18 protein-coding genes and 6 pseudogenes are annotated in these 26,786 nt (G+C 36.5%); 21 read left to right on the forward strand and 3 right to left on the reverse strand.

What is annotated here, in order from left to right; genetic code table 11:
- The first annotated feature begins 22 nt into the window (after positions 1-22).
- The 4 genes and pseudogenes from SRT_RS04655 to ciaH all read left to right on the forward strand — a co-directional run bounded on the left by SRT_RS04655 (position 23) and on the right by ciaH (position 5,260).
- Complete coding sequence (locus tag SRT_RS04655) at positions 23-2,572, forward strand: M1 family metallopeptidase (protein WP_128833221.1); 2,550 nt, start codon at positions 23-25, stop codon at positions 2,570-2,572.
- A 400-nt stretch (positions 2,573-2,972) separates the two neighbouring features.
- Positions 2,973-3,239, forward strand: a complete 267-nt coding sequence (locus SRT_RS04660; RefSeq protein WP_128833222.1) for a hypothetical protein — start codon at positions 2,973-2,975, stop codon at positions 3,237-3,239.
- Positions 3,240-3,289: 50 nt separating this feature from the next.
- The gene (gene ciaR / locus SRT_RS04665; RefSeq protein ID WP_128833223.1) at positions 3,290-3,964 is read left to right on the forward strand and encodes a three-component system response regulator CiaR; all 675 of its coding nucleotides are present in this window, start codon (positions 3,290-3,292) and stop codon (positions 3,962-3,964) included.
- Positions 3,954-5,260: pseudogene (ciaH, locus tag SRT_RS04670) on the forward strand (three-component system sensor histidine kinase CiaH). Before ciaR ends, ciaH begins: the two are co-directional and overlap by 11 nt.
- An 86-nt stretch (positions 5,261-5,346) precedes the next feature.
- On the opposite strand, the pseudogene rpsT reads toward ciaH, so the two are convergent.
- Together rpsT and coaA are read right to left on the reverse strand one after the other, a co-directional pair.
- Positions 5,347-5,582 (reverse strand): annotated as a pseudogene (gene rpsT / locus SRT_RS04675) (30S ribosomal protein S20).
- Positions 5,583-5,653: 71 nt separating this feature from the next.
- Positions 5,654-6,574, reverse strand: coding sequence for a type I pantothenate kinase (gene coaA, locus SRT_RS04680; protein ID WP_128833224.1), 921 nt, complete (start codon positions 6,572-6,574; stop codon positions 5,654-5,656).
- Between the two features lie 95 nt (positions 6,575-6,669).
- On the opposite strand from coaA, the gene SRT_RS04685 reads away from it, so the two are divergent.
- The 10 genes and pseudogenes from SRT_RS04685 to SRT_RS04730 all read left to right on the forward strand — a co-directional run bounded on the left by SRT_RS04685 (position 6,670) and on the right by SRT_RS04730 (position 17,431).
- Entirely contained in the window at positions 6,670-7,266 is a 597-nt protein-coding gene (locus tag SRT_RS04685; protein ID WP_128833225.1) for a class I SAM-dependent methyltransferase, read from the forward strand.
- A gap of 105 nt (positions 7,267-7,371) precedes the next feature.
- A pseudogene (locus tag SRT_RS04690) lies at positions 7,372-8,648 on the forward strand (pyrimidine-nucleoside phosphorylase).
- An 18-nt stretch (positions 8,649-8,666) separates the two neighbouring features.
- Positions 8,667-9,329 carry a deoxyribose-phosphate aldolase gene (gene deoC / locus SRT_RS04695; RefSeq protein WP_128833227.1) on the forward strand — a complete coding sequence of 221 codons (663 nt, stop codon included), beginning with the start codon at positions 8,667-8,669 and terminating at the stop codon, positions 9,327-9,329.
- Entirely contained in the window at positions 9,235-9,705 is a 471-nt protein-coding gene (locus SRT_RS04700; protein ID WP_219729277.1) for a cytidine deaminase, read from the forward strand. Before deoC ends, SRT_RS04700 begins: the two co-directional genes overlap by 95 nt.
- Positions 9,706-9,794: 89 nt before the next feature.
- A pseudogene (locus tag SRT_RS04705) lies at positions 9,795-10,842 on the forward strand (BMP family lipoprotein).
- Positions 10,843-10,959: 117 nt separating this feature from the next.
- On the forward strand, positions 10,960-12,492 hold the full coding sequence (locus SRT_RS04710; RefSeq protein ID WP_128833229.1) for an ABC transporter ATP-binding protein: 1,533 nt from the start codon (positions 10,960-10,962) through the stop codon (positions 12,490-12,492).
- A complete protein-coding gene (locus SRT_RS04715) occupies positions 12,485-13,561 on the forward strand; it encodes an ABC transporter permease (protein WP_128833230.1) in 1,077 nt (358 codons plus the stop codon). Before SRT_RS04710 ends, SRT_RS04715 begins: the two co-directional genes overlap by 8 nt.
- Before the next feature lies 1 nt (position 13,562).
- On the forward strand, positions 13,563-14,519 hold the full coding sequence (locus SRT_RS04720) for an ABC transporter permease (RefSeq protein ID WP_128833231.1): 957 nt from the start codon (positions 13,563-13,565) through the stop codon (positions 14,517-14,519).
- Positions 14,520-14,756: 237 nt separating this feature from the next.
- Positions 14,757-16,130 carry a H2O-forming NADH oxidase gene (gene nox / locus SRT_RS04725; RefSeq protein WP_128833232.1) on the forward strand — a complete coding sequence of 458 codons (1,374 nt, stop codon included), beginning with the start codon at positions 14,757-14,759 and terminating at the stop codon, positions 16,128-16,130.
- A 166-nt stretch (positions 16,131-16,296) separates the two neighbouring features.
- A pseudogene (locus tag SRT_RS04730) lies at positions 16,297-17,431 on the forward strand (hypothetical protein).
- Between the two features lie 56 nt (positions 17,432-17,487).
- Here the strand turns inward: SRT_RS04730 and SRT_RS04735 are convergent.
- Positions 17,488-18,474 (reverse strand): L-lactate dehydrogenase, encoded by a 987-nt coding sequence (locus SRT_RS04735; RefSeq protein ID WP_128833233.1) that lies wholly within the window; start codon positions 18,472-18,474, stop codon positions 17,488-17,490.
- Positions 18,475-18,659: 185 nt separating this feature from the next.
- On the opposite strand from SRT_RS04735, the gene gyrA reads away from it, so the two are divergent.
- The 7 genes and pseudogenes from gyrA to SRT_RS04770 all read left to right on the forward strand — a co-directional run bounded on the left by gyrA (position 18,660) and on the right by SRT_RS04770 (position 26,779).
- Complete coding sequence (gene gyrA / locus SRT_RS04740) at positions 18,660-21,122, forward strand: DNA gyrase subunit A (RefSeq protein ID WP_193432424.1); 2,463 nt, start codon at positions 18,660-18,662, stop codon at positions 21,120-21,122.
- 74 nt (positions 21,123-21,196) lie between these two features.
- Positions 21,197-21,868, forward strand: coding sequence for a class A sortase (locus SRT_RS04745; RefSeq protein ID WP_373276256.1), 672 nt, complete (start codon positions 21,197-21,199; stop codon positions 21,866-21,868).
- A gap of 206 nt (positions 21,869-22,074) precedes the next feature.
- Positions 22,075-22,479 (forward strand): SMU1112c/YaeR family gloxylase I-like metalloprotein, encoded by a 405-nt coding sequence (gloA2, locus tag SRT_RS04750; protein WP_128833236.1) that lies wholly within the window; start codon positions 22,075-22,077, stop codon positions 22,477-22,479.
- Between the two features lie 85 nt (positions 22,480-22,564).
- Entirely contained in the window at positions 22,565-23,536 is a 972-nt protein-coding gene (locus tag SRT_RS04755) for a DUF1002 domain-containing protein (RefSeq protein ID WP_161940027.1), read from the forward strand.
- A 254-nt stretch (positions 23,537-23,790) separates the two neighbouring features.
- Positions 23,791-25,050, forward strand: a complete 1,260-nt coding sequence (locus SRT_RS04760) for an NRAMP family divalent metal transporter (protein ID WP_128833237.1) — start codon at positions 23,791-23,793, stop codon at positions 25,048-25,050.
- Positions 25,051-25,262: 212 nt separating this feature from the next.
- Positions 25,263-26,073 (forward strand): annotated as a pseudogene (locus tag SRT_RS04765) (Cof-type HAD-IIB family hydrolase).
- 64 nt (positions 26,074-26,137) lie between these two features.
- The gene (locus tag SRT_RS04770; RefSeq protein ID WP_128833238.1) at positions 26,138-26,779 is read left to right on the forward strand and encodes an SGNH/GDSL hydrolase family protein; all 642 of its coding nucleotides are present in this window, start codon (positions 26,138-26,140) and stop codon (positions 26,777-26,779) included.
- The last annotated feature ends 7 nt before the right edge of the window (positions 26,780-26,786 follow it).

A 26,786-nucleotide genomic window follows, 5' to 3' on the forward strand; every position in this document is an offset into this window, starting at 1 on the left:
TTTGAAATAATTGAGGAGATACATGGAAACTGTAGAACACCTTATTGAAAAGTTTGTACCTGAAAATTATAATATTTTCCTTGATATTAACCGTCAGGAAAAGGTTTTTTCAGGAAATGTTGCTATTAATGGAGAAGCGCTAGATAATGTTATTTCCTTCCATCAGAAGGATTTAACGATTCATTCAGTTCTTTTAGATAATAATGAATTAACTTATCATATTGATAATGAAAATGAGGCTGTTCGGATTGAACTGCCTGAGACAGGCAGTATGACCCTTGTTCTTGAATTTTCAGGTAAGATTACAGACAATATGACAGGAATATATCCTTCCTATTACACGGTTGAAAATGTTAAAAAAGATATTATTTCAACACAATTTGAAAGTCACTTTGCCCGTGAAGTTTTTCCAAGTATTGATGAACCAGAAGCCAAGGCAACCTTTGATTTGGCTTTAAAATTTGATCAGGAAGAAGGAGACATTGCTCTTTCGAACATGCCAGAAATTAATGCTAATCGTCGTCAAGAAACGGGTGTCTGGACCTTTGAAACAACTCCAAGAATGTCTTCGTATCTGCTGGCTTTTACCTTAGGTAATCTTCATGGTAAAACGGCCTATACAAAAGGCGGAACAGAAGTAGGTGTTTTTGCAACCTGCGCCCATAATATCGATTCGGTTGATTTTGCTTTAGATATTGCTGTTCGTGTTATTGATTTTTATGAAGATTATTATGGTATTAAGTATCCTATTGCACAGGCTTATCATGTTGCCTTACCGGATTTTTCAGCAGGTGCTATGGAGAACTGGGGATTAATCACTTATCGTGAGGTTTATCTTCTTGTTGATGAAAATTCTACCGTTAGCAGCCGCCAGCAGGTTGCACTTGTTGTTGCCCATGAACTGGCGCATCAATGGTTTGGTAATCTGGTAACCATGAAGTGGTGGGATGACCTTTGGCTAAATGAAAGTTTTGCCAATATGATGGAATATGTTGCTATTGATGCTATTGAACCAAACTGGCATATTTTTGAAGACTTTCAAACCAGCGGTGTTCCTCATGCTTTGAAGCGTGATGCAACTGATGGTGTTCAATCTGTCCATGTCGCAGTTAACCATCCTGATGAAATCAATACACTTTTTGATGCTGCTATTGTCTATGCTAAAGGAAGCCGACTGATGCATATGTTGCGTCGCTGGTTAGGTGACAGAGCTTTTGCTGCTGGACTGAAATTTTACTTTGAAAAGCATCAATACAATAACACTGTTGGGCGTGATCTGTGGAACGCTTTGTCAACCGCTTCTGGTAAGGATGTTGCCAGTTTCATGGACGCTTGGCTTGAACAACCAGGTTACCCTTTAGTGACACTTAAACTTGAAGGAGATAGCCTGCAACTATCTCAAAAACAATTTTTCATCGGGGAATATGAGGAGCAAGATCGTCTTTGGCCAATTCCTCTTAACAGCAATTGGTCGGGTTTACCGGAAATATTATCGGAAAAAACGATTGCAATTCCTAATTTTAGTCAATTAGCTGCTGTAAATAAAGAAAAGGGATCATTACGCTTAAATACAGGTAATACAGCTCATTATATTATTAATTATGAAGGTCAGCTGTTAAAATCAATCTTATCTGATTTTGAGAATCTTGATAAAACCTCCAAGCTGCAAATTATTCAGGAACGTCGCCTTCTAGCAGAAAGCGGTCAGATTTCTTATGCTGAATTAGTAGAATTGTTAACACAATTATCTCACGAAACGTCTTACATGGTTGCTTCAGCTAGCGATCAATTAATTACTGGTTTAAAACGATTTTTGGATGAAGACAGCCAATCAGAATCAATGTTTAAAGTTCTTGTTCGTGATGTTTATCGTACGAATTATCAGCGCCTAGGTTTTGAAAAGTCCGTGGAGGAAATGGATGAGGACGAAAAGGTTCGTCAAATTACTATTTCTAATATGATTTATGCTGATGATCCTGATGCCAATGAAAAAGCACAAGCGATTTTTGCAAATTATAAGGAAAATATTGAAGCCATTCCAGCCGCTATTCGTCTTGATGTTTTAACGAATCAAATAAAGCATGCCGAAACCGATGATTTAGTAAGTCTTTATTTAGATTCATACGTTAAAACGAATGACAGTAATTTTCGCAGGCAATTAGCCAGTGCTCTGGCAAATACAAAATCGCAAATAACGCTTGATCGTATTCTAGCTCAATTGTCTAATAGAGATGTTATTAAGCCTCAAGATTTGTCATTATGGTATGGACTTTTCTTGAGAAAATCATTTGCACAAGAAATCTTTTGGACTTGGGCGCGTGAGAATTGGGCTTGGATTAAGGCCACACTTGGTGGTGATATGAGTTTTGATAGTTTTGTAATTATTCCAGCAAATGTCTTTAAGACACCAGAACGTCTGGCAGAATACAAAGATTTCTTTGAGCCTCAATTAGATGATTTATCCATCAGCCGTAATATTACTATGGGAATTAAAGAAATAGCAGCTCGCATAACGCTGATTGAAAAAGAAAAAACTGCTGTTGAACAAACTATTGTCAATACTTTTTTGTAATTAAGAATATAGATTTATAGGACTTTAAAAGTTAAATAATAATTTGAGATGAAGATTTAGTTTTGTATGGAAACAGGACTAAATCTTTTTTGTTTTATCGAAAGCCTGTAGGCATACCCGCTACAGATACTAGAGTGTTTGGATATCTTAAATAGTAATATTCAATGTTACTTTAGAGGTTATATCAAAGAGTGTCTTCCATAACAGCAAATTCTATATTAAGTCTCTTTTAAGCATGGTTGGTTAGACTAAGCATATCCTATAAGAAAGACGAGGTCTATCACATGAAAAAAATAATAGTTAACCCCATTTTTCTGTCGTTGGCAACAAAAACTGTATTAACCAGTTTAATTATTATTGTTGCGAAGGGATAATAATCTAGTGTTTAGAAAGGTTAATTATGAAAATTTTTAAATCAAAATGGATGATGGCTTTTTTGGCTGTCCTAGGTATGGCACTTTGCTTTTCTGGAGGCTATGCCACGGCAAAACTAACTCAGGCGAAGCCTGTCATGCCCAAAAATGTTAAAAAGGGTACTCCGCCTCAAGGTGCTCCGGAAGGTACTCCGCCGAGTGGCGGTTCAAGTGATTCATCGCAATCGGATAGTGATTCCGATTCTAATAGTAGCAGCAATTCAAATTCAAATTCTTCCATAACAAATGGCTAGTCGAAACATCCCAAGTCATGCTATAATAGAAAGTAAAAAAGGAGTAAAATATGATAAAGTTATTATTAGTAGAAGACGATTTGAGTCTATCTAACTCTATCTTTGACTTTCTGGATGATTTTGCTGATGTCATGCAGGTTTTTGATGGTGAAGAAGGACTGTATGAAGCAGAGAGCGGCGTTTATGATTTAATCCTATTAGACTTGATGCTTCCTGAAAAAAATGGTTTTCAAGTTTTAAAAGAACTGCGTGAAAAAGGGATAACAACGCCTGTTTTGATTATGACAGCTAAAGAAGGTTTGGATGACAAAGGGCATGGTTTTGAATTAGGAGCTGATGATTATCTGACAAAACCATTCTATCTTGAAGAATTAAAAATGCGTATTCAAGCCCTTCTCAAACGTTCAGGCAAGTTCAACGAAAATAATCTGACTTACGGTGAATTAACCGTTGATACAGCAACTAATACAACAATGGTAAACGGAAAAGAAGTTGAGATGCTCGGCAAAGAGTTTGACTTATTAGTTTATTTCTTGCAAAATCAAAACGTCATTTTACCTAAGTCACAAATTTTTGATCGTATCTGGGGCTTTGATAGTGATACGACAATTTCGGTTGTTGAAGTCTATGTTTCTAAAATCAGAAAAAAATTAAAAGACACCACATTTGGAAAAAATTTACAGACATTACGCAGTGTAGGATATATTTTGAAGGATGCTAATTAAATTAAGAAAACAAAAGCAGGATGAGAATATTTCATTTTTTAGCCATTTCTTTGCTGTTTTTACCGGGATATTCTTTGTTATGACAGTTATTATTATTCAGGTGATGCATTTTGGTATTTATTCTTCAGTTGATAATAGTCTAAAAATAGCAACTGAGAATGTCAATGATTATGTCAATATGACTCTGTCGCGTAATAATCCTATTGCTGAAGCTGAAAATGGAGATGCCTCTTTTAAAGTAAAATCAAATGGCCAGATGGCTGCTAATACAGATACGATTCTTTATGATAAAAAGCATAACGTCATCAATAATGTCAATGCCTTCTCTTCTTTGTATCATATTCGCCCTAAACTGAAAGATATTGGTGATATTATTGAACAAGAAGCTAAGAATATTTACGGTCAGACCGAAAAGTATCGGACAGTAACAGTTAAAGTAAATAATGATTTTTACCCACAGATAAAATTTGCAACGATTGTTATTAATACAACACAGCTTGAAGAGGCTAATACGCGTTATGTTACGATTATTATCAGTGTGATGATTGTTTTTTGGCTTATATCAGTTGTTGCCAGTGTTTATTTAGCGAAGTGGAGTCAAAAACCGATTCTGGAAAATTATGAAAAGCAAAAATCATTTGTTGAAAATGCCAGTCATGAGTTACGTACTCCTTTGGCTGTTTTGCAAAATCGCTTGGAGAGTTTGTTTCGAAAACCAGAGGCTACTATCTTAGAGTCATCGGAATCTATCGCTTCTAGTTTGGAAGAGGTCAGAAACATGAGAATGCTGACAGCAAATCTCCTTAATTTAGCCCGTCGAGATGATGGTATCAAACCAGAAATAACAGAAATCCAACCTCGTTTTTTTGATGATACTTTTAAAAATTATGAGATGATCGCTCGAGAAAACGGGAAGAAATTGCATATTGCTAATAAGGTTAACCGTCAAATTAAGACAGATAAGACGTTGCTGAAGCAATTAATGACCATTCTTTTTGATAATGCTGTCAAATATACAGATAACGACGGGGAGATTTGGCTGGACGTCAAGACAACTGATCGCAGTTTAATTTTTCAGTTGCGGACAATGGTCAAGGTATTTCAGACGAGGATAAGAAGAAAATTTTTGATCGTTTTTATCGGGTTGATAGAGCCAGAACACGACAAAAGGGTGGCTTCGGACTTGGTTTGTCTTTGGCAAAACAAATAACAGACAGCTTAAAAGGCAGTATAATTGTTAAAGATAGAAAACCACAAGGAGTAATGTTTGAAGCTCGCCTACTGGCTAATAAATAAAGTGTTATAAAAAACAGATTCGGTTCAGTATGATTAGAAGATGTTATTAATCTTTAATAAATAAAAAACCTCAAAATCGAGGTTTTTTATTTGGCTAATTTGCTTGCAAGACGTGCTTTATCGCGGCTTGCCTTATTTTTGTGAATCAAACCTTTTGATTTAGCTTTGTCAATACTTGAAGAAGCAGCACGGAAAAGCTCTTCATTAGGGTTTGCTTCAAAAGCTTTAATAGCTGAGCGCATAGCTGATTTTTGAGCTGAATTGCGGTTATTTGTTTAACGTTAAGTTCAGCACGTTTAATAGCTGATTTAATATTTGCCAATGTCTTTATTACCTCCATATTATAATAACTATACCATTATATAGAAAATTAAAGTATTTGGCAAGTCTTTCTCACTTTTTAAGGTAAATTTCATCTATTTTATGATTTTTAGTCTTATGAAGAATAAGCTCAGCACGGCTTCGTGTTGGTTCAATATATTTTTCTAGATTAACTAAATTAATATCTTTCCAAATATCTCGGGCAAAGTCAAGAGCACCTTTTTTCCCTAATTTTAAGAAACGGTTGTAGTAATTTTGCTTGTCATTTTTAGCTAAATCAAGCAGAGTCGCAAAGCGCTCTAGATACCAATCCTCAATATGGTCACTGTCAGCATCAATATAAATAGAAAAATCAAAAAAATCACTCATATAAAGACGATTATTTTGAGGGTTTTGAAAAACATTGATTCCTTCTATGATAAGAAAGTCAGGTGCTTCAATTATTTGACTTTTATTCGGTACAATATCGTAAATTTCGTGTGAGTAAACAGGAATTTCAGCTGTCTGTCCATTTTTGATAGTATCTAAGAAATTCAGCAGACGTTCCATATCATAGCTTTCAGGGAAGCCTTTTTTATTCAACATATGCCTTGAAGACAAAACAGCATTGGGATATAAAAAGCCATCTGTAGTCATTAGTTCAACAGCAGCATTTTTAAATGTTCTGGCTAGCAATAATTGCAAAAGACGACTGGTCGTTGACTTTCCTACAGCAACAGAACCTGATACGCCAATAATGAAAGGGCGGTTGCTGATATTTTTTTGTAAAAAAATACTTTTAGAAAAAGAAAGATTTTCCTGAGATTTTTTATAAATTTGAATCAAGCTAATAAGTGGTAAATAAATGTCAATCACATCTTTAATGCTTATTCTATCGTTGAGACTTTTGATGGAATTTAATTCATTTTCATTTAAGGGTGGTTGTGATTCTTGATGTAAGTGCTGCCAAGTTTTACGGGAAATTTTTTCAAAATTAATAAACTCGTTTGCCATGAAATTCTCCTTTGAAAAATATTATACCACATTGAATTGAAAACCGTTTCAAAGTGTGCTAAAATTGATTAGCACAAAACAGGAGTGAAGTTAAAATGAATAATATGTACTATACAGAAAATCCTGATAGTAAACACGATATTAGAAAAATAAAGGTTGAATTACTGGGACAGTCTTTTCATTTTTTAACAGATTCAGGTGTCTTTAGTAAAAACATGGTTGACTATGGCAGTCAGACTCTTTTAAAAAGCCTTGATTTTGCTAAGGGGAAAACATTATTAGATCTTGGCTGTGGCTATGGACCGCTTGGCATTGCCTTGGCTAAGGTTCAACAACTTGACGTTACTATGGTTGATATTAATAACCGTGCCCTTGATTTGGCCCGTCAAAATGCTGAAATTAATGGAGAGGCTGTTAATATTTTCCAATCTGATATCTATGAAAATGTTTTTGATAGTTTTGATTATATTATTAGCAATCCGCCCATTAGATCTGGTAAGAAAGTTGTTCACACTATTATTGAGGAAAGTATTAATCATTTAAAAGAAAATGGCAGTTTGACTATTGTCATCCAAAAAAAGCAAGGTGCTCCTAGTGCTAAAGCTAAGATGGAAGAGGTTTTTGGCAATGTGACTGTTTTAAAAAAAGATAAAGGCTACTATGTCCTTAGAAGTATGAAAGAAAGGGATTGAACACAAGTAGAAAGCTTGAATTTAGTTGGATAGTTTGCATCAGCAATTAGGATTTTAGCAAGCTTTTAACATTCACTTGCTTTTTATAGCGTTCTTGGTATCTGTATGAGAGCAGTTGATTTAATTCAGAAAAAACGTGATGGGTTGGCATTGGCACAGGAAGAAATTTCTTGGCTCATTGAAGGATATGTTAATGGCCAAGTTCCTGATTATCAAATATCAGCACTTGCTATGGCTATCTATTTTAAAGGAATGAGCGCTAGAGAGACGCAAGATTTGACCATGGCTATGGTTAAGTCTGGTCAGCAAATTGATTTATCAGCTATTACTGGAATAAAGGTTGATAAGCATTCCACAGGTGGTGTTGGTGATAAGGTTACCCTAATTTTAGTGCCATTGGTAGCCAGTTTTGGAGTGCCGGTTGCTAAAATGAGTGGTCGCGGATTGGGACATACTGGCGGGACTCTTGATAAATTGGAATCAATTAAGGGTTATCAAGTTGAGCGTTCACAAGCAGATTTTATTAAGCAGGTAAAAGATATTGGTTTGGCTGTTATTGGTCAATCTAATGATTTGGTCAAAGCCGATAAGTTATTATATGCCTTGCGTGACGTCACGGCAACAGTTGATACGATACCTTTGATTGCTAGTTCAATTATGAGCAAGAAAATTGCCGCAGGGGCGGATCGTATTTTACTGGATGTGACAGTAGGTGATGGTGCTTTTATGAAAACTTTAAAAGAAGCTGAAGACTTATCTCAAACCATGGTTAACCTAGGTAAAGAAGTGGATCGTCAGACCATTGCTGTCATTACAGATATGAGTCAGCCTTTGGGGCAAGCTATTGGCAATCGTTTAGAAGTTTTAGAAGCCTTGCAAATTATGCAGGGGAAAGGCCGTCAGGATATTATTGATTTTATTTGTCAGCTGGCTCAATTACTTTTAGAATTGGCAGGACAAAAGAGAAGTCTGACTGAAATCAAGGAACATTTGACCAATGGGCAGGCTCTTCAAAAATTTGAAGATATGATTGTTTATCAAGGTGGTGACTTAAATGATCTCCATCGTCCTTCAGCTGCAAAATTTGTGACCAAGATTCTTGCTGATAAAAACGGCTATATCAAGGAATTACCTGCTCTAACTTTTGGCCTTTTTGCTATGCGTTTGGGGGCTGGACGAGCAGTCAAAACGGATCAACTTGACTATGAGACAGGAATCGTTTTTTATAGAAAAGTTGGCGATCGAATCCAAAAGGGTGATTTGCTAGCAGAGATTTATTCCAATGAAAAATTATCGGAAAACTTACTTACAGAATTCAAAAAAATGTTAAAATAGATAAGGATGAAATGAAAGTAACTGAAATTTTAAAAATCATTACTTGATTGTTAAGAAAGGATAACATGGAAATCAATCAATATATTGACCATACTTTATTAAAACCAGAAAGTAGGCAAGATCAGATTGATAAACTGATTCGAGAAGCTAAGACATATAATTTTGCCAGTGTCTGTATCAATCCAACTTGGGTTTCTTATGCGGCTAAAGCTCTTGAAGGAACAGACATTAAAGTTTGCACTGTTATTGGTTTTCCTTTAGGAGCAACGACTAGTGCTGTAAAAGCTTTTGAAACCAAGGATGCTATTAGTCATGGAGCTGACGAAGTTGATATGGTTATCAATATTGGCCAAGCTAAATCCGGTCATTTTGCTTTTGTTGAAGAAGATATTCGGGCAGTTGTTGAAGCCAGTGGTGACAAATTGGTGAAAGTCATTATTGAAACTTGCCTCCTCACAGATGAAGAAAAGTTTAAAGCTTGTCAAGCTGCAGTAGCAGCAGGTGCTGATTTCGTTAAAACATCAACTGGTTTTTCAATTGCTGGGGCTAAGTTAGAAGATGTTCGTCTTATGCGTCAAACGGTAGGACCTGATGTTGGAGTAAAGGCAGCAGGAGGAACACGATCTTTAGAAGATGCGCAAGCTTTTATTGAAGCAGGTGCAACACGCATTGGGACATCTGCTGGAGTTACTATTATGGAAGGAAAGCAAACAAACAGTGGTTATTGATTTAATCAGTTCAGCTATTGAAGCTAGTAAAAATGCTTATGTTCCTTATTCACGTTTTCCGATTGGAGCGGCACTTAAGACCAAATCGGGTAAAATCTATCAAGGCTGTAACATTGAAAATGCCAGTTTTGGATTGACCAATTGCGGTGAACGAACAGCAATTTTCAAAGCTATTTCTGAAGGTTATCATGACTTAGAAGAAATTGCTATTTATGGTGAGACGCAAAAGCCTATTTCGCCTTGTGGTGCTTGCCGTCAAGTAATGGCTGAATTTTTTGAACCATCTGCAAAAGTCACTTTAATTGCAAAGGGTGGTAAGACGGTCGTGATGACAGTCGAAGAGTTACTTCCTTATTCCTTTAGAGAATTAAAGTAGTTCTATTTTAATTTGTCTGTTAAACCTTTAGGTTTAATATAAAATGTTACAACAGTTGTTGTTTATAAAATTTAGGAGGGTTCATCTTCATGAACAAGAAAATTATTGGTTTAGGGTTAACTGCAGTAGCAGTATTGGGACTTGCTGCTTGTGGAAACCGTGCAGCTAGGGAAAAAGGTAAGGCAAAGACAGACTTAAAAGTCGCTATTGTCACTGATACTGGCGGTGTTGATGACAAATCATTTAATCAATCAGCTTGGGAAGGTTTACAGGCTTGGGGCAAAGATAACGGTCTTAGCAAAGGAAATGGTTTTGATTACTTCCAATCAGCTAGTGAATCTGATTATGCTACTAATCTTGATACAGCTTCATCAAGCGGTTATAAATTAATATTTGGTATTGGCTATGCTTTGCATGATGCTATCGAAAAAACAGCAGCAGATAATAAGAATATCCATTACGTTATTATTGATGATGTTATCCAAGAGAAAAACAATGTCGCTAGTGTTACCTTTGCTGATAATGAAGCTGCTTACCTTGCAGGAATCGCTGCAGCAAAAACAACTAAATCAAAGAAGGTCGGCTTTGTAGGCGGTGTGAAATCTGAAGTGATTACTCGTTTTGAAAAAGGTTTTGAAGCTGGTGTGAAATCAGTTGATAGTTCTATTCAAATTCAAGTTGATTACGCTGGTTCGTTTGGAGATGCAGCCAAAGGTAAGACAATCGCTGCTGCACAATATGCTAGCGGTGCAGATGTTATTTACCAAGCTGCTGGCGGTACTGGTGCAGGGGTATTTAGTGAAGCCAAAGCTGTTAATGAAAAGAAAAAGAAACAAAAAAGTTTGGGTCATTGGAGTTGACCGAGATCAAGCTGCTGAAGGTAAATATACTTCTAAGGATGGTAAGAAGTCTAACTTTGTTCTTGCTTCTTCCTTAAAAGAAGTTGGTAAGGCTGTTCAGTTGATTTCAACAAACACTTCTAAGAAAAAATTCCCGGGCGGTAAAGTGACAACTTATGGTCTTAAAGATAAAGGGGTTGATTTAGTACCAACACATTTGTCTAAAGAGGGTAAAAAGGCTGTTGATGATGCTAAGAAGAAAATTGTATCTGGTGATGTTAAAGTTCCAGAGAAATAAACTTTTAAAGGCGATCGTGTCGGTCGCTTTTTTCAAGCTGAGATATTTGTATCTCAGTAAAATCTACTAATTTTAGTAGATTTTACTGAAGTATAAAATTTCTGAAAGGAAAAGATTATGGCGCAACATGTCATTGAAATGAGAGAGATTACTAAAAAATTTGATGATTTTGTGGCTAATGATCATATCAATCTTGATCTCAGAAAAGGTGAGATTCATGCTTTGCTTGGTGAAAATGGAGCAGGGAAATCAACTTTGATGAATATGCTTGCAGGTTTGCTTGAACCTACTAGTGGTAGCATTAAGATTAATGGTTCGGCTGTTACGATTGATTCGCCCTCTAAATCAGCTCAATTAGGTATCGGGATGGTTCACCAACATTTTATGTTAGTTGAAGCATTTACGGTCACTGAAAATATCATTTTGGGAAATGAAGTTGTCAAAAATGGCATATTAGATCTTAAAAAAGCTAGTCAAGAAATTAAAGCACTTTCTGAAAAGTATGGTTTAGCTGTAGATCCCAATGCTAAGATTGCCGATATTTCTGTCGGTGCTCAGCAACGTGTTGAAATTCTTAAGACACTTTATCGTGGTGCTGATATTTTGATTTTTGATGAACCAACCGCTGTTTTGACACCTTCTGAAATTCAGGAATTGATGACTATTATGAAGAGTCTTGTCAAAGAAGGCAAATCTATTATTTTGATTACTCATAAGTTGGATGAAATTAGGTCAGTAGCTGATCGTGTTACTGTAATTCGTCGTGGTAAGAGTATTGAGACAGTTGAGGTCTCTGGCACCACTTCACAGGATTTAGCTGAAATGATGGTTGGTCGTTCTGTTTCATTTACAATAGAAAAAACACCAACAAAATCTAAAGAAACCATTTTGTCTATCAAAGATCTGATAGTCAATGAAAACAGAGGAATCCCTGCTGTTAAGGGCTTGTCTTTGGAGGTTAAGGCTGGTGAAATTATCGGTATTGCTGGTATTGATGGCAATGGGCAAAGTGAATTAGTTCAAGCTATCACAGGGTTACGGAAGATAAAGTCTGGTCGTTTAACGATCAAAGGTCAAGATGTCAGCAGACTATCAACACGTCAAATTACAGAACTCAGTGTTGGTCATGTTCCTGAAGACCGTCATCGTGATGGTCTGATTCTTGAGTTAACTATGGCAGAAAACCTCGCTCTTCAAACGTATTATAAGGACCCCTTAAGTCATAATGGTGTTTTGAATTATCGTAAAATCAATGAACATGGTCGTCGCTTAATGCAGGAATTTGATGTTCGCGGAGCTAATGAACTTATTCCAGCCAAAGGATTTTCAGGAGGCAATCAGCAAAAAGCTATCATTGCTCGTGAGGTTGACCGTGATCCAGACTTATTAATTGTGAGTCAGCCGACACGAGGTCTTGATGTTGGAGCTATTGAATATATTCATAAACGTTTAATTGCAGAGCGTGATGAAGGCAAGGCTGTTCTATTAGTCAGTTTTGAACTTGATGAAATTCTCAACCTGTCAGATCGTATTGCTGTTATTCATGATGGTCAAATCCAAGGTATTGTCACACCAGAAACAACTAATAAACAAGAACTAGGAATTTTAATGGCTGGTGGCAATATTGAAAAGGAGGAAGTAAATGTCTAAGAAAACACAAAAGCTGGTAGTTCCTCTGATTTCAGTTGTCTTGGGGATTATACTAGGTGCCATTATCATGGTGATTTTTGGTTATGATCCTATTTGGGCTTATGAAGGGTTATTTCAAAAAGCCTTTGGCAGTCTCAAGGATATTGGCGAAATTTTTCGCGCTATGAGCCCTTTGATTTTAATTGCTCTTGGTTTTGCTGTTGCAAGCCGTGCAGGTTTTTTCAATATTGGTTTATCTGGTCAAGCCTATGCTGGTTGGATTGCTGCTGGATGGTTTGCTCTAGCTAATCCTAGCCTGCCTCGTCCCCTGATGATTCTAATGACAGTGCTTATTGGAGCAGTAGCAGGAGGTGTTGTTGGTGCTATTCCTGGCTTCTTACGAGCTTATTTAGGAACCAGTGAAGTCATTGTAACGATTATGGTGAATTACATTGTTCTTTATATTGGTAACGCTATTATTCAAGACGGCTTTGCTAAGAATATCATGAGAAATGCAGACTCTAGTATCTATGTTGGTCATAATGCCAGCTATCAGACAGAATGGCTGCGCGCCTTGACAAATAATTCACGAATGAATATCGGCTTTTTCTTGGCAATCATTGCTATTGCAGTTGTCTGGTATTTACTCAATAAGACGACTCTGGGATTTGAAGTCCGTTCAGTAGGGCTCAATCCGCATGCTAGTGAATATGCTGGTATGTCAGCTAAAAGAACCATCGTTCTTTCAATGATTATTTCAGGTGCTCTTGCTGGATTGGGTGGAGTTGTTGAAGGATTGGGAACCTTTGGCAATGTTTATGTACAAACAAGTTCCTTGGCTATTGGTTTTGACGGAATGGCGGTCAGTCTTTTGGCGTCTAATTCTCCAATTGGTATCTTCCTTTCAGCCTTTTTATTTGGGGCACTCAGTGTTGGTGCACCGGGTATGAGTATTAGTGACGCCACTCATGTTGGCACACCGCCTGAATTGATAAAAGTAGTGACTGCTTTGATAATTTTCTTCGTCGGAGCTCACTATATTATTGAACATTACATTAAACCTAGAAAAAAAGTGGAGGGTGGTCAGTAAAATGAGTTTAGAAAATATGTTGGCTCTTTTGATATCGTCAATGCTGGTTTATGCGACCCCTCTTATTTTTACAAGTATAGGTGGCGTCTTTTCTGAAAGATCAGGTGTTGTTAATGTAGGTCTTGAAGGTATTATGGTTATGGGAGCTTTTGCTGGTGTTGTTTTCAATATCGAATTTGCTCACTCTTTTGGCAAGGCTACTCCCTGGATTGCTGCTCTTGTAGGGGGCTTAGTTGGCTTACTTTTTTCCTTACTTCATGCTCTAGCAACAATTAATTTTCGAGCAGATCATATTGTTTCTGGTACTGTGCTTAATCTGTTAGCTCCTTCTTTAGCTGTTTTCTTTGTTAAAGCACTGTATAACAAGGGACAGACAGATAATATCAGTCAATCTTTTGGTAAATTTGATTTTCCAATTTTGTCACATATTCCTTTTTTGGGTTCCATCTTCTTTCAAGGGACTAGTTTAGTAGCCTATCTAGCTATTCTCTTTTCGGTTTTTGCTTGGTTCATACTTACCAAAACGAAATTCGGTTTGCGATTGCGTTCAGTTGGTGAACATCCACAAGCCGCAGACACTTTAGGAATCAATGTTTATTTGATGCGTTATCTTGGTGTTATGATTTCAGGTCTTCTGGGTGGAATAGGCGGAGCGATTTATGCACAGTCTATCTCTGTGAACTTTGCTGGAACAACCATTTTGGGACCAGGTTTCATTGCCTTGGCAGCCATGATTTTTGGAAAATGGAATCCAATCGGTGCTATGTTATCAAGTCTCTTCTTTGGTCTTTCACAGAGTTTGGCAGTTATTGGCGGTCAATTACCTTTTTTATCAAAAATTCCAACAGTTTATCTGCAAATTGCCCCTTATGTTTTAACGATTCTTGTATTAGCAGTCTTCTTTGGACAAGCAGTTGCTCCAAAAGCAGATGGTATCAATTATATTAAATCAAAATAAAATTTAAAATCACTCATGTCTAATCTTGTTTAATAAGCCTCTTAAAAGCTAACAAACAGGAAAATAGATTGAGTGATTTTTTGCTTCCTTATCAATTGTAAATTATAGTAGAGAAGCCTATTCTGGAGATTATAGAGTTACTTTTTATGAAAGCTGAGCATATTCTTTGTAAGCGTTTCAACCTCATGCTATACTAATGAAGTAACAATTAGATTATATTGAAAAGAGGATTTGCTTATGAGTAAAATCGTTGTTGTTGGAGCTAATCATGCAGGTACAGCTGCCATTAATACTATTCTAGATAATTACGGTAATGAAAACGAAGTTGTCGTTTTCGACCAAAATTCTAATATTTCATTCTTGGGTTGTGGAATGGCACTTTGGATTGGGAAACAAATATCAGGTCCTCAAGGTCTTTTTTATGCCGATAAGGAATCGTTAGAAGCAAAAGGTGCTAAAATTTATATGGAATCGCCAGTGACAGCCATTGACTATGATACTAAGACGGTTACTGCCTTAGTTAATGGTCAAGAACATGTTGAAAGCTATGAGAAGCTTATTTTGGCAACAGGATCAACACCAATCTTACCGCCTATCAAAGGTGCAGCTATCAAAGAAGGTAGTCGTGATTTTGAAGCAACTTTGAAAAACCTTCAATTTGTTAAATTGTATCAAAATGCAGAAGATGTTATTAATAAATTGCAGGATAAGAGTCAAAATCTGAATCGTATTGCTGTTGTTGGTGCTGGTTATATTGGTGTAGAACTTGCTGAAGCCTTTAAACGACTTGGAAAAGAAGTGATTCTTATTGATGTTGTTGATACTTGCTTAGCTGGTTATTATGATCAGGATCTTTCAGAAATGATGCGCCAAAATTTGGAAGATCATGGTATTGAATTAGCCTTCGGAGAAACTGTCAAAGCCATTGAAGGTGATGGTAAAGTCGAACGTATTGTAACTGATGAAGCGAGCCGTGATGTGGATATGGTTATTTTAGCTGTCGGTTTCCATCCCAATACTGCGCTTGGCAATGCTAAACTCAAAACCTTTCGTAATGGTGCCTTCCTTGTTGATAAACATCAGAAAACAAGCGTTCCTGATGTTTATGCTATCGGCGATTGCGCGACTGTTTATGACAATGCCATTAAAGATACCAATTATATTGCTTTGGCTTCAAATGCTCTTCGCTCAGGTATTGTAGCTGGTCATAATGCAGCAGGTCATGAATTAGAATCTCTTGGTGTCCAAGGTTCAAATGGTATTTCAATTTTTGGTCTCAATATGGTTTCAACTGGGTTAACTCAAGAAAAAGCAAAGCGTTTTGGCTATAATCCAGAAGTCACTACATTTACAGATTTACAGAAGGCTAGTTTTATTGAACATGATAATTACCCTGTTACACTTAAAATTGTCTATGATAAAGACAGCCGACTGGTTCTTGGTGCGCAAATGGCGTCTAAAGAAGATATGTCAATGGGGATTCATATGTTTTCATTGGCTATTCAGGAAAAAGTTACCATTGAACGTTTAGCTCTGCTGGATTATTTCTTTCTTCCTCATTTCAATCAACCCTATAATTATATAACTAAAGCAGCATTAAAAGCTAAATGATCATGAATGAAACAGTGAAAAGTAATTTTTTGTCAGTTTAATCGTTTTTCAAGAAAACTCTTGAATTATCTTTATCTATCAAACTCTCATACTTTTATCATTAGGTGTATTGCTGTCTGAAAGTGATTATTATATAATAAAAGTGAAAAGGAGGCGATAGAAAGATATGTCGAATCAAGATTTCACTAGGAAAAATACAAAACCGACGGCACATGATAAGCAAAAGAGATTGGCTGAAGAAGAATTAGGGAAAAGAATTTCTCGTCTTCAGTTAGCTTTGAAAAAAGAAAAGATCCTAAATTGAGACAAGAAATTTCTCTTTTGCTGCAACAGTACGAAACAGAGTATAAAAATTTATTGCAGAAAAAACGTTTTCGCACTTATTTAATAGCGTCAGTATGTATTATAGGAGTAATCATAGTTGTTCTCTTTCTTATGTTTTTAAAAGACAGCTCTCGACCTATCTCTAATATTTCAACTTCTAAGAGAACCACAGCAACTTCATCTCTCCAAAAGAAAGATAAAACTAACAAGACAAAGTCTGATCGTAGTCAAGGCCAGAAAACTGCAGCTGTTTTCCCAGTAAAGTTAAGAGGAACGTGGTATGGTTATGTTGATAATCTTCAAAAAGATATTCAAATGACTTTTTCTAAAAATGGTGTGATAAAAACGGTTATCGGTTCAGAAAATTACACAAGTAGAATTAAAAATATAGAGAGAGTGGGCGTTAATACTTACTGTTATCATTTTGTTAAGGGGACGCAGCCAAATGGTTTGGTGGCAGGAGCACAACTAGGGGGAGTTTATGTTAGATATGCTTATGGTGTTTATATTGGAGATGGCTATATAAAACCCTTAGTTTGGCAAGCAGGTGTTGACAGCGATTTTGATTATTCTCAACCTTTAACTAATATTGGGTTGGATTACCAATTGCAAAAGGGAAGTCCTTCATCACAGAAGTCTCCTCATAGAAAGAGTAGTGACAGTCAAGTAGATACAAGAAATCTTACTACCCAACAGGTTGAGGATTGGGTTATTGCAAATTATCTGGAAAATCGTAAGGATAATCGTTTTACTAAAAAGATTTCACTATTGAAAGTTGGAAAGCTAATACAGATGGTTTAGTTTATGCTACTATTAAGGAAAATCATCAGTCTGATGCGATGAGACAAGCAGGGGCAGAGCCTAATACCAACCCAACAGTTGCCCATTATCGTATTAATGCTAATGGAGAGTTGGAAAAGTCATCAGATGGTCTCAACAATTGGGCTGTTGTTAGTAAGACTTACTATAGTGACTAAAAAATGCGTTAGAAACGATAAAAAGCCAATCCATTCGGAAAGGCTTTTTTCGTATCTTAATTTTTAGAAGCAGTTTGGAAATCTGGATTTTCCCAAGCTTTATCAATAATAGCTTTTAATTCTTTTGCAGAAGCTTGCATCTTTTGTTTTTCCGCATCGTTCAAAGGAATATTTACTGGGCGAACGATACCGTGTGCACCTACGATAGCAGGCTGACCGATAAAGACTTCGTTAAAACCATATTGACCATCTTGAAATACTGAAAGCGGCAGTACTGCATTTTCATCATCAAGAATAGCCTTAGTGATGCGAGCGAGGGCAACAGCAATACCATAGAAAGTTGCACCTTTTTTATTGATGATTGTATAGGCAGCATCGCGAACACCTTCAAATAAGTCAATCAATTCTTCGCCATTGAAATTTTGAACATCTTGAAGATAGTTTTCAAGGTTAACACCAGCTACATTGGCATGAGACCATACTGCAAATTCTGAGTCACCATGTTCACCCATAATGTAAGCATGGACTGAGCGCGCATCAACATCAAGTTTTTCAGCAAGTGCTTGACGGAAACGAGCGGTATCAAGTGAAGTACCAGAACCAATAACTTTTTCGGCAGGGAAACCTGAGAATTTCCATGTAGCATAAGTTAAGATATCAACTGGGTTAGCAGCGACGAGGAAGATACCATTAAAGCCTGATTCTATAACTTGAGTAACAATTGATTTATTGATGGCAAGATTTTTACCAACGAGATCAAGGCGAGTTTCGCCTGGTTTTTGGGGTGCACCAGCAGTGATAACAACAAGGTCAGCATCTGCACAGTCTTCATATTTAGCTGCATAGATTTTTTTTGGTGAAGTAAAAGCAAGTGCATGACTAAGATCAAGAGCGTCGCCAACGGCTTTTTCAAATAATTGAGGAATTTCAATAATACCAAGTTCTTGAGCAATTCCCTGATTAACGAGAGCGAAAGCGTAAGATGAACCTACAGCACCATCACCAACAAGGATGACTTTTTTATGTTGTTTAGTTGCAGTCATGTTCTAAACATCTCCTTATAATTTATTAAGTATATATTCTATACATTTTCATTCTAACACTTTTTGTTAAGAAAGTCACTAATATTTACCTTTCTCAGCGGAAAACTATAGTAGAATAGCTGAAAAAAAGCCTTATTTGTGATATAATATAAAAGAGTTTTAGACTAGAAATGAGGCATTTTTTAATGCAAGATAGAAATTTAGTAGATGTCAATTTAACAAGTGAAATGAAGACGAGTTTTATTGACTATGCTATGAGTGTTATTGTTGCTCGGGCTCTTCCAGATGTTCGCGATGGACTAAAACCTGTTCATCGCCGTATTTTATATGGCATGAATGAATTGGGGGTTACTCCTGATAAGCCGCATAAAAAATCAGCGCGTATTACAGGTGATGTCATGGGTAAATACCATCCGCATGGAGATTCATCTATTTACGAAGCCATGGTTCGTATGGCACAATGGTGGTCTTACCGTCACATGTTGGTTGATGGTCATGGAAATTTTGGTTCTATGGACGGAGATGGCGCTGCAGCGCAGCGTTACACAGAAGCACGGATGAGCAAAATTGCTCTGGAAATGCTTCGTGATATTAATAAAAATACGGTTGATTTTGCAGATAACTATGATGGTTCTGAACGTGAGCCTTTAGTTTTACCGTCACGTTTTCCAAATCTTCTGGTTAATGGAGCGACAGGTATTGCTGTTGGAATGGCTACTAATATTCCACCTCATAATTTAGGGGAAACGATTGATGCTGTCAAATTAATTATGGATAATCCTGATGTGACAACGCGTGATCTAATGGAAGTACTACCCGGTCCCGATTTCCCAACAGGAGCTCTTGTTATGGGGAAATCAGGCATACATCGTGCCTATGATACAGGAAAAGGTTCTATTGTTTTGCGTGCTCGCACTGAGATTGAGCAAACGAAATCAGGCCGTGAACGCATTGTTGTTACCGAATTTCCTTATATGGTCAATAAAACTAAAGTACATGAGCATATTGTTCGTTTAGCACAGGAAAAACGCGTTGAAGGGATCACTGCTGTTCGAGATGAATCCAGCCGTGAAGGTGTTCGTTTTATTATTGAAGTCCGCCGTGATGCTAGTGCTAATGTTATTTTAAATAATCTTTTCAAGTTAACAAGTCTACAAACTAATTTTAGTTTTAACATGTTAGCTATTGAGAAGGGTGTCCCTAAAATTTTGTCCTTGAGACAAATTTTAGATAATTATATTGACCATCAAAAAGAAGTCATTGTTAGACGTACTAAGTTTGATAAGGCTAAAGCTGAAAGTCGAGCCCATATCTTAGAAGGTTTGCTGATTGCTCTTGATCATCTGGATGAAGTTATCACCATTATCCGCAATAGTGAGACAGATACCATTGCTCAAGCTGAATTAATGAGTCGTTTTGATTTATCCGAAAGACAAAGTCAAGCCATTCTTGATATGCGCCTGCGTCGCTTGACCGGCTTGGAACGTGATAAAATTCAGTCAGAATATAATGATCTTTTAGCTTTGATCGCTGATTTAGCTGATATCTTGGCTAAACCAGAACGTGTTATCACAATCATCAAAGATGAACTTGAAGACATCAAACGCAAGTTTGCTGATAAGCGCCGCACAGAGCTTATGATTGGAGAAGTTTTATCACTTGAAGATGAAGACCTGATTGAAGAAGAAGATGTTCTGATTACCTTATCTAATAAGGGTTATATTAAACGTCTTGGTCAAGATGAGTTTCGTGCACAAAAACGAGGCGGTCGTGGTGTCCAAGGAACAGGTGTCAATGATGATGACTTTGTTCGTGAACTGGTATCAACAAGTACGCATGATGCCATGCTCTTCTTTACCAACCAAGGGAGAGTTTATCGTCTTAAAGGTTATGAAATTCCTGAATACGGCCGAACTGCTAAAGGCTTACCTATCGTCAATTTACTGAAATTAGATGATGGAGAAACGATTCAAACCATAATCAATGTAAAATCGGATGATTTTCATGATAAGTATTTATTCTTTACGACTAGACAAGGAGTTGTCAAACGGACTAGTGTGTCTGCCTTTGGCAATATTCGTCAAAATGGTCTTAAAGCGCTGAGTCTGCGCGATAATGATGAATTGATCAACGTTCTTTTGACCAATGGTCAAGAGGATATCATTATTGGAACACACTTAGGTTATTCTGTTCGTTTCCAAGAATCTGCTGTCCGCAATATGGGACGTTTGGCAACTGGTGTGAAAGGTGTTAATCTCAGAAAAAATGATTATGTCATCGGTGCAGATCACATAGCAGATAATCGCAATGTTCTAACCATTACAGAAAAAGGGTATGGTAAGCAAACACCTGCCAGTGAATACCCGACTAAAGGACGTGGTGGTAAAGGAATTAAAACTGCCAATATCACTGCTAAGAATGGTCCTCTTGCTGGACTTGTCACTGTCAATGATGATGAAGATATCATGATTATTACGGATACTGGTGTTATCATTCGTACAAGTGTTGCCGATATCTCTCAGACTGGGCGTTCAGCTATGGGTGTCAAAGTGATGCGCCTAGATGAAAATGCTAAGATTGTAACCTTTGCTTTGGTCAAGTCTGAAGTAATAGAAGGCACTCCACTAAATAATAATGAAAATGAGTAGGTAGCAATGAAAAAAGAACGTCAATCTAGGAAAAACGAAGTTTTTTAAGGACCTTTCTGCCTATCCTTTTATTGGTGATTGGTTTAGCACTAATCTTCAATACCCCAATTAGAAATGCTCTGATTGCTTGGAATACCAATAGATATCAGGTTTCTAATGTTAGCAAGAAGGATATTGAATGCAACAAGGCTGCTCATTCTTCCTTTGATTTTAAAAAGGTGGAATCCATCAGTACTCAATCGGTACTGGCAGCACAAATGGCTGCTCAGAAGCTTCCTGTAATTGGCGGAATTGCCATTCCAGACTTAAAAATTAACTTACCAATCTTCAAAGGATTAGATAATGTTGGCTTAACATATGGTGCTGGGACGATGAAAAATGACCAAGTCATGGGCGAAAATAATTATGCCCTTGCTAGCCATCATGTTTTTGGTATGACCGGATCTTCACAGATGCTCTTTTCACCTTTAGAACGTGCAAAAGAAGGCATGGAAATTTATCTGACTGATAAAAATAAGGTTTATACTTATGTTATTAGTGAAGTGAAGACTGTCACGCCTGAACATGTAGAAGTTATTGACAATCGGCCGGGACAAAATGAAGTTACTTTGGTCACTTGTACAGATGCAGGGGCAACTGCCAGAACCATTGTTCATGGTACATATAAAGGTGAAACTGATTTTAATAAGACTTCCAAAAAGATAAAGAAAGCTTTTAGGCAATCCTATAATCAAATATCATTTTAAAACAAGAAACTCGCTCTAACGAGTTTCTTTTAGATACGACTTATTCTGTGAGCTCTCATGAGCGTTGCAAACGTAATAACAAGGAATCATGAGAAATTAGTTAACCGCCATATGTCTAATAATAGTACCTACGCCGGTGTGAGAGGAGTTAGAGGTTAGCCTCTACTTGACTGTCACTAATGATAATATTTGAAAGGAAAATAAAATTGAAATTAAAAGCAGTTCATCATGTCGCTTTGATAGTTTCGGATTATGATAAATCTTATGAGTTTTATGTTAATCAATTGGGTTTTGAGGTCATTCGAGAAAATCACAGGCCGAAACGTCATGATTACAAACTTGATTTGAAATGTGGTGATATTGAGTTAGAAATTTTTGGAAATAAGTTAACGGACTCTAATTACTGCGCTCCACCAAAGCGTATCAGTTGGCCGCGAGAAGCTTGTGGCTTGAGACATCTAGCTTTTTATGTAGAAGATGTTGAGGCATCTAGGCAGGAGTTGATAGCTTTAGGTATAAGAGTTGAAGAGGTTCGTTATGATGATTATACAGGTAAAAAAATGGCTTTCTTTTTTGATCCAGATGGTCTGCCTTTGGAATTACATGAATAGTCATGAAAAATTGATAGTTTTTTCAGTTTGAAAAGCAAACTCTCAGGATTAAGAATAAGAGAAAGACAATAAGAAAGGAAGAATGATGATTTTACGAAAATTATTAATAGGCGGAATACTTTTTCTGACTTCTATAGTGCCTCTAAGTTTCGTTGCTGCTAGCAGCAACGATTCTGTTCAGAAGGTTATTGATGAATCTTATGTTCAACCAGACTATGTTATGGGGTATTCTTTAAGTGAAGAGCAGCGCAGTCAAACGTTAAATTTGTTGGGTTATAATGCTGATAAGGATACCAATGTTAAAACACTCAATACAAGCAGCTATGCTAAAATTATAAATGTTGCTGACGATTCGAGTTTGCAGTTGTACTCATCTGTTAAGATTCAAAAATTAGGTAATAAGGAAACACTTGATGTGCAGATTGTTACTCCTGAAAACATTACCAAGGTGACACAAGACATGTATCGAAATGCCGCTGTAACGCTTGGAATTGAACATGCTAAAATTACAGTTGCAGCACCAATTGCTGTAACGGGAGAATCAGCTTTAGCAGGTATTTATTATTCACTTGAAGAAAATGGTGCAACCGTTTCTGAAGAAGGTAAAAATTTGGCTCAAGAAGAACTCAATACTCTCTCTGGAATTAATGAGGAAAATAAAGGAAAAGAAAGTTATGATGCTGATAAGCTTAATGTTGCTCTAACAGATATTAAATCTGCAGTAGCTGATTCAGGTGATAAATTAACAAAAGATCAAGTTCGAAAGATTGTTGAGAATACGTTGAAAAATTACGATTTGAATTCTTCAATGACTGACAAACAAATAACATTAATCGTTAATTTTGCATTTAAACTCTCAAAGAGTGAGGTTATTCACAATAAAGGGTTTAAATCAACTCTGAATTCTCTAAAAGACAGTATTGTTGCTAATGCTAAATCAACTTTTAAGGGACTCAACTTAAAGTTTAATGCTAACAAAGCTATTGAGTCCGGCAAGGGTTTTTTTGCTAAAATCTGGCAATGGTTTGTTAATTTTTTTACAGGATTATTTTCCTAAAATCATAATAACTTACTTAAGTTATTTAGCCTTGTTTTGAGTAGGTTAAGGCTAAGAATCTAACTTTATTTTGTGAATAATTGCATATCAATCATCTAATCTGTCCCAATAAGATACTCCTTTTTAATTTGAGTTAACTAATTTATTGAAATTTTCTGAAAATACTCTTGACAGCCTTGCCATCAATGTTATAATAATTGTACATCAGATTCAGAAAACTCTGATAATTTTAGTTATAAAAAGGAGAAAAGTTTATGGTAGAAAATGGTGAGGAACGCTCAACCTGGCGAAGTAAATTGAAAGCTATGGGGCCGGGGATCCTTATGGCATCAGCAGCTGTTGGTGGTTCCCATATTGTCTCATCAACACAGGCAGGTGCTATTTATGGCTGGCAGTTGGCCATTATTGTTTTATTGGTTAACTTGTTTAAATATCCATTTTTTCGTTTTGGTTCGCAATACACATTGCAAAATAATAAAAGTCTAATTGAAGGCTACGGAGAAAAAGGGAAACTTTATTTGTGGGTGTTTTTTATCATGAATATATTCTCAGCCGTTGTCAATACAGCAGCTGTTGGAATTTTAGCTGCGGCAATTCTTTATAATATCTTTCCAAATGGATTTGGCCTATCTATTTCGCAATTAACAACAGCTCTTATCGTGGTAACCTTGGCAATGCTTTTAATTGGAGGTTATCGTTTTCTTGATGGTTTATCTAAGTGGGTGATGACGGCCTTGACTTTGGCGACAACTTTGGCTGTTGTTATTGCTCTCTTTAAACATAGAGAATATGCTCCAGATTTTACAGCACCATCACCATGGCAACTAACAGCTCTGCCCTTTATCGTTTCTTTGATGGGCTGGATGCCAGCTCCGATTGAAATTTCGGCTATCAATTCTATGTGGACGGTGGAAAAGCGCAAGACAGCAAAAGTCTCCTTGACTGATGGTATTTTTGACTTTAACGTTGGTTATATCGGAACAGCTATTCTTGCCTTTATCTTCTTAGCACTGGGTGCTTTGATTCAATTTGGTTCAGGCCAACAAGTTAAGAGTGCTAGTGCAGCTTACATTGCCCAGTTTATCAACATGTATGAATCATCCTTTGGCTCTTGGTCTCGTCTTTTGATTGCCTTCATTGCTTTTCTTTGTATTTTCGGGACAACCATTACGGTTATTGATGGCTATTCACGCGCCAATAATGAAACTATGCGCTTGCTATTTGGACGAAAGGAAGCTTCACAAAAGGCACTTAATATCTGGATGATTTTTACATCTATTATTGGAATTATTATTGTTCTTTTATTTGCAGGTGACGTTGCAACACTGATGCGTTTTGCCATGATTGCATCCTTCCTGACTACACCAGTTTATGCTTATTTGAATTATTCATTGGTTAATAACAAGGAACACAAGCTGTCTGCTTGGCTGAATTGGTTATCCATTTTTGGTTTGATTTATCTGGCTGGTTTTGCTATTTTCTTCCTAGTTTATATAACTGGTCTACTCAGCTAATAATAAGAGGCACTTTAAGGTGTCTTTTAATTTTCTAATTTTTTGTGTGTTATAATAATGACAGGAATTAAGTGATTTTATGCCAGAACTTTAAAAGGGATCCGATTTGGCCTTCAAATACAGTCGAACGAAATGAAAATATTATTTGATTTAAAATAATATTGTTATTGTTTATCTAAGATTAGTTAAACTAGCTAGTTAGAGGAGAAGAAATGAGTGTGAAAGTTATTGCAACCGATCTGGATGGGACTTTCTTGAATTCTAAAGGGAGTTACGATCATAACCGATTTCGAAGGATTTTAAAACAATTGCAAGAAAGAGATATTCGCTTTGTTGTCGCAAGCAGCAATCCATACCGTCAACTGCGCGGACACTTTCCTGATTGTCATGAACAGTTAACGTTTGTCGGTGAAAATGGCGCTAATATTATTTCTAAAAATCAATCCTTAGTTGAAGTTTTCCAGCAAAGAGAGGATGTTACTAGTATCATTCACTTTATTGAAGAGAGGTATCCTCAAGCTGTTATTGCCTTATCGGGAGAAAAAAAGGGCTATCTAAAAAAGGATGTTTCTGAGGATATTGTCAAAATGCTTTCACCTTTCTTTCCTGTTTTAGAACTTGTGAACTCGTTTTCCCCCTTCCTGATGAACGCTTTTTAAGTTGACCTTGCAGGTTAAAGAAGAGGAGTCAGCTCAAATCATGAAGGCTATTTCTGATTATAAAACAAGTCAGCGTTTGGTAGGAACGGCCAGCGGTTTTGGTTATATTGATATTATTACAAGAGGACTGCACAAGGGCTGGGCTTTACAACAGTTATTGAAGCGCTGGCATTTTACTGGTGATCATTTAATGGCTTTTGGTGATGGCGGAAATGATATTGAAATGTTAAAACTAGCTAAGTATTCTTATGCTATGGCTAATGCACCTAAAAATGTTAAGGCAGCTGCTAATTATCAAGCTAAGTCAAATGATGAATCTGGGGTCTTAGACGTTATTGATAATTATCTAGCTTCTATTGATTAGTGAATGCAAAAAAACTGTTTTAAACAGCTTTTTTGCTATCATAATGGATTTGAGAGATAAAATATTGGAAAATAGAACTGCTGAAAAACGTCAAAAAGAAAGAGGGAGTGCCGAATTGACTACCTATCAAATGAAACGGCTGCAAACTTTTCAGAAAGCCAATAGTAAGGTTAAAGCGGATAGTATCGTATTTGCAGGAGATTCCATCACTGAATTTTTTCCTTTGAAAAAATATCTAGGTCATAATTTACCTTTAGTCAATAGAGGAATAGCTGGGACAGATTCTATTTGGCTTTTGGAACATATAGAAGATCAAGTGTTGACTTTGAATCCTGCTAAAGTGTTCTTGATGATTGGCATTAATGATATCGGTAGAGGTTATCCTCTGTTAGACATTGTCGCAAGGATCTCGAATATCATTGCTCAAATTAGAGCTAGTCATATTTTGACAAAAATTTATGTATTGTCTGTATTACCAGTCAATGAATCTGAACAGTATGCTGGCAAGGTAAAAATCAGAAATAATGCACTTATTCAGGTGTTAAATCAGCATTTACAGGTTTTATCTGGGGTTAACTATATTGATTTATATCCATTATTGCTAGATGAAAAAGGAGACTTAGCTGAGGATTATACGACGGACGGACTGCATTTGACTCAAACAGCCTATGCTAAAATTGCTCAAACCATAAAAATAGACTTATAAGAAAAGA

Origin of the sequence: Streptococcus troglodytae (genome assembly GCF_002355215.1) — a bacterium.
Classification (GTDB): Bacteria; Bacillota; Bacilli; order Lactobacillales; family Streptococcaceae; genus Streptococcus; species Streptococcus troglodytae.

What these genes read in the sequence shown, in the direction of transcription:
- SRT_RS04755 (WP_161940027.1), top strand. Translation starts at nt 22,565, where the DNA reads ATGATTTTACGAAAATTATTAATAGGCGGAATACTTTTTCTGACTTCT.
- deoC (WP_128833227.1), top strand. Translation starts at nt 8,667, where the DNA reads ATGGAAATCAATCAATATATTGACCATACTTTATTAAAACCAGAAAGT.
- SRT_RS04710 (WP_128833229.1), top strand. Translation starts at nt 10,960, where the DNA reads ATGGCGCAACATGTCATTGAAATGAGAGAGATTACTAAAAAATTTGAT.
- SRT_RS04735 (WP_128833233.1), bottom strand. Translation starts at nt 18,474, where the DNA reads ATGACTGCAACTAAACAACATAAAAAAGTCATCCTTGTTGGTGATGGT.
- SRT_RS04720 (WP_128833231.1), top strand. Translation starts at nt 13,563, where the DNA reads ATGAGTTTAGAAAATATGTTGGCTCTTTTGATATCGTCAATGCTGGTT.
- SRT_RS04660 (WP_128833222.1), top strand. Translation starts at nt 2,973, where the DNA reads ATGAAAATTTTTAAATCAAAATGGATGATGGCTTTTTTGGCTGTCCTA.
- SRT_RS04655 (WP_128833221.1), top strand. Translation starts at nt 23, where the DNA reads ATGGAAACTGTAGAACACCTTATTGAAAAGTTTGTACCTGAAAATTAT.
- SRT_RS04685 (WP_128833225.1), top strand. Translation starts at nt 6,670, where the DNA reads ATGAATAATATGTACTATACAGAAAATCCTGATAGTAAACACGATATT.
- nox (WP_128833232.1), top strand. Translation starts at nt 14,757, where the DNA reads ATGAGTAAAATCGTTGTTGTTGGAGCTAATCATGCAGGTACAGCTGCC.
- ciaR (WP_128833223.1), top strand. Translation starts at nt 3,290, where the DNA reads ATGATAAAGTTATTATTAGTAGAAGACGATTTGAGTCTATCTAACTCT.
- SRT_RS04700 (WP_219729277.1), top strand. Translation starts at nt 9,235, where the DNA reads ATGCGCAAGCTTTTATTGAAGCAGGTGCAACACGCATTGGGACATCTG.
- SRT_RS04760 (WP_128833237.1), top strand. Translation starts at nt 23,791, where the DNA reads ATGGTAGAAAATGGTGAGGAACGCTCAACCTGGCGAAGTAAATTGAAA.
- coaA (WP_128833224.1), bottom strand. Translation starts at nt 6,574, where the DNA reads ATGGCAAACGAGTTTATTAATTTTGAAAAAATTTCCCGTAAAACTTGG.
- SRT_RS04715 (WP_128833230.1), top strand. Translation starts at nt 12,485, where the DNA reads ATGTCTAAGAAAACACAAAAGCTGGTAGTTCCTCTGATTTCAGTTGTC.
- gyrA (WP_193432424.1), top strand. Translation starts at nt 18,660, where the DNA reads ATGCAAGATAGAAATTTAGTAGATGTCAATTTAACAAGTGAAATGAAG.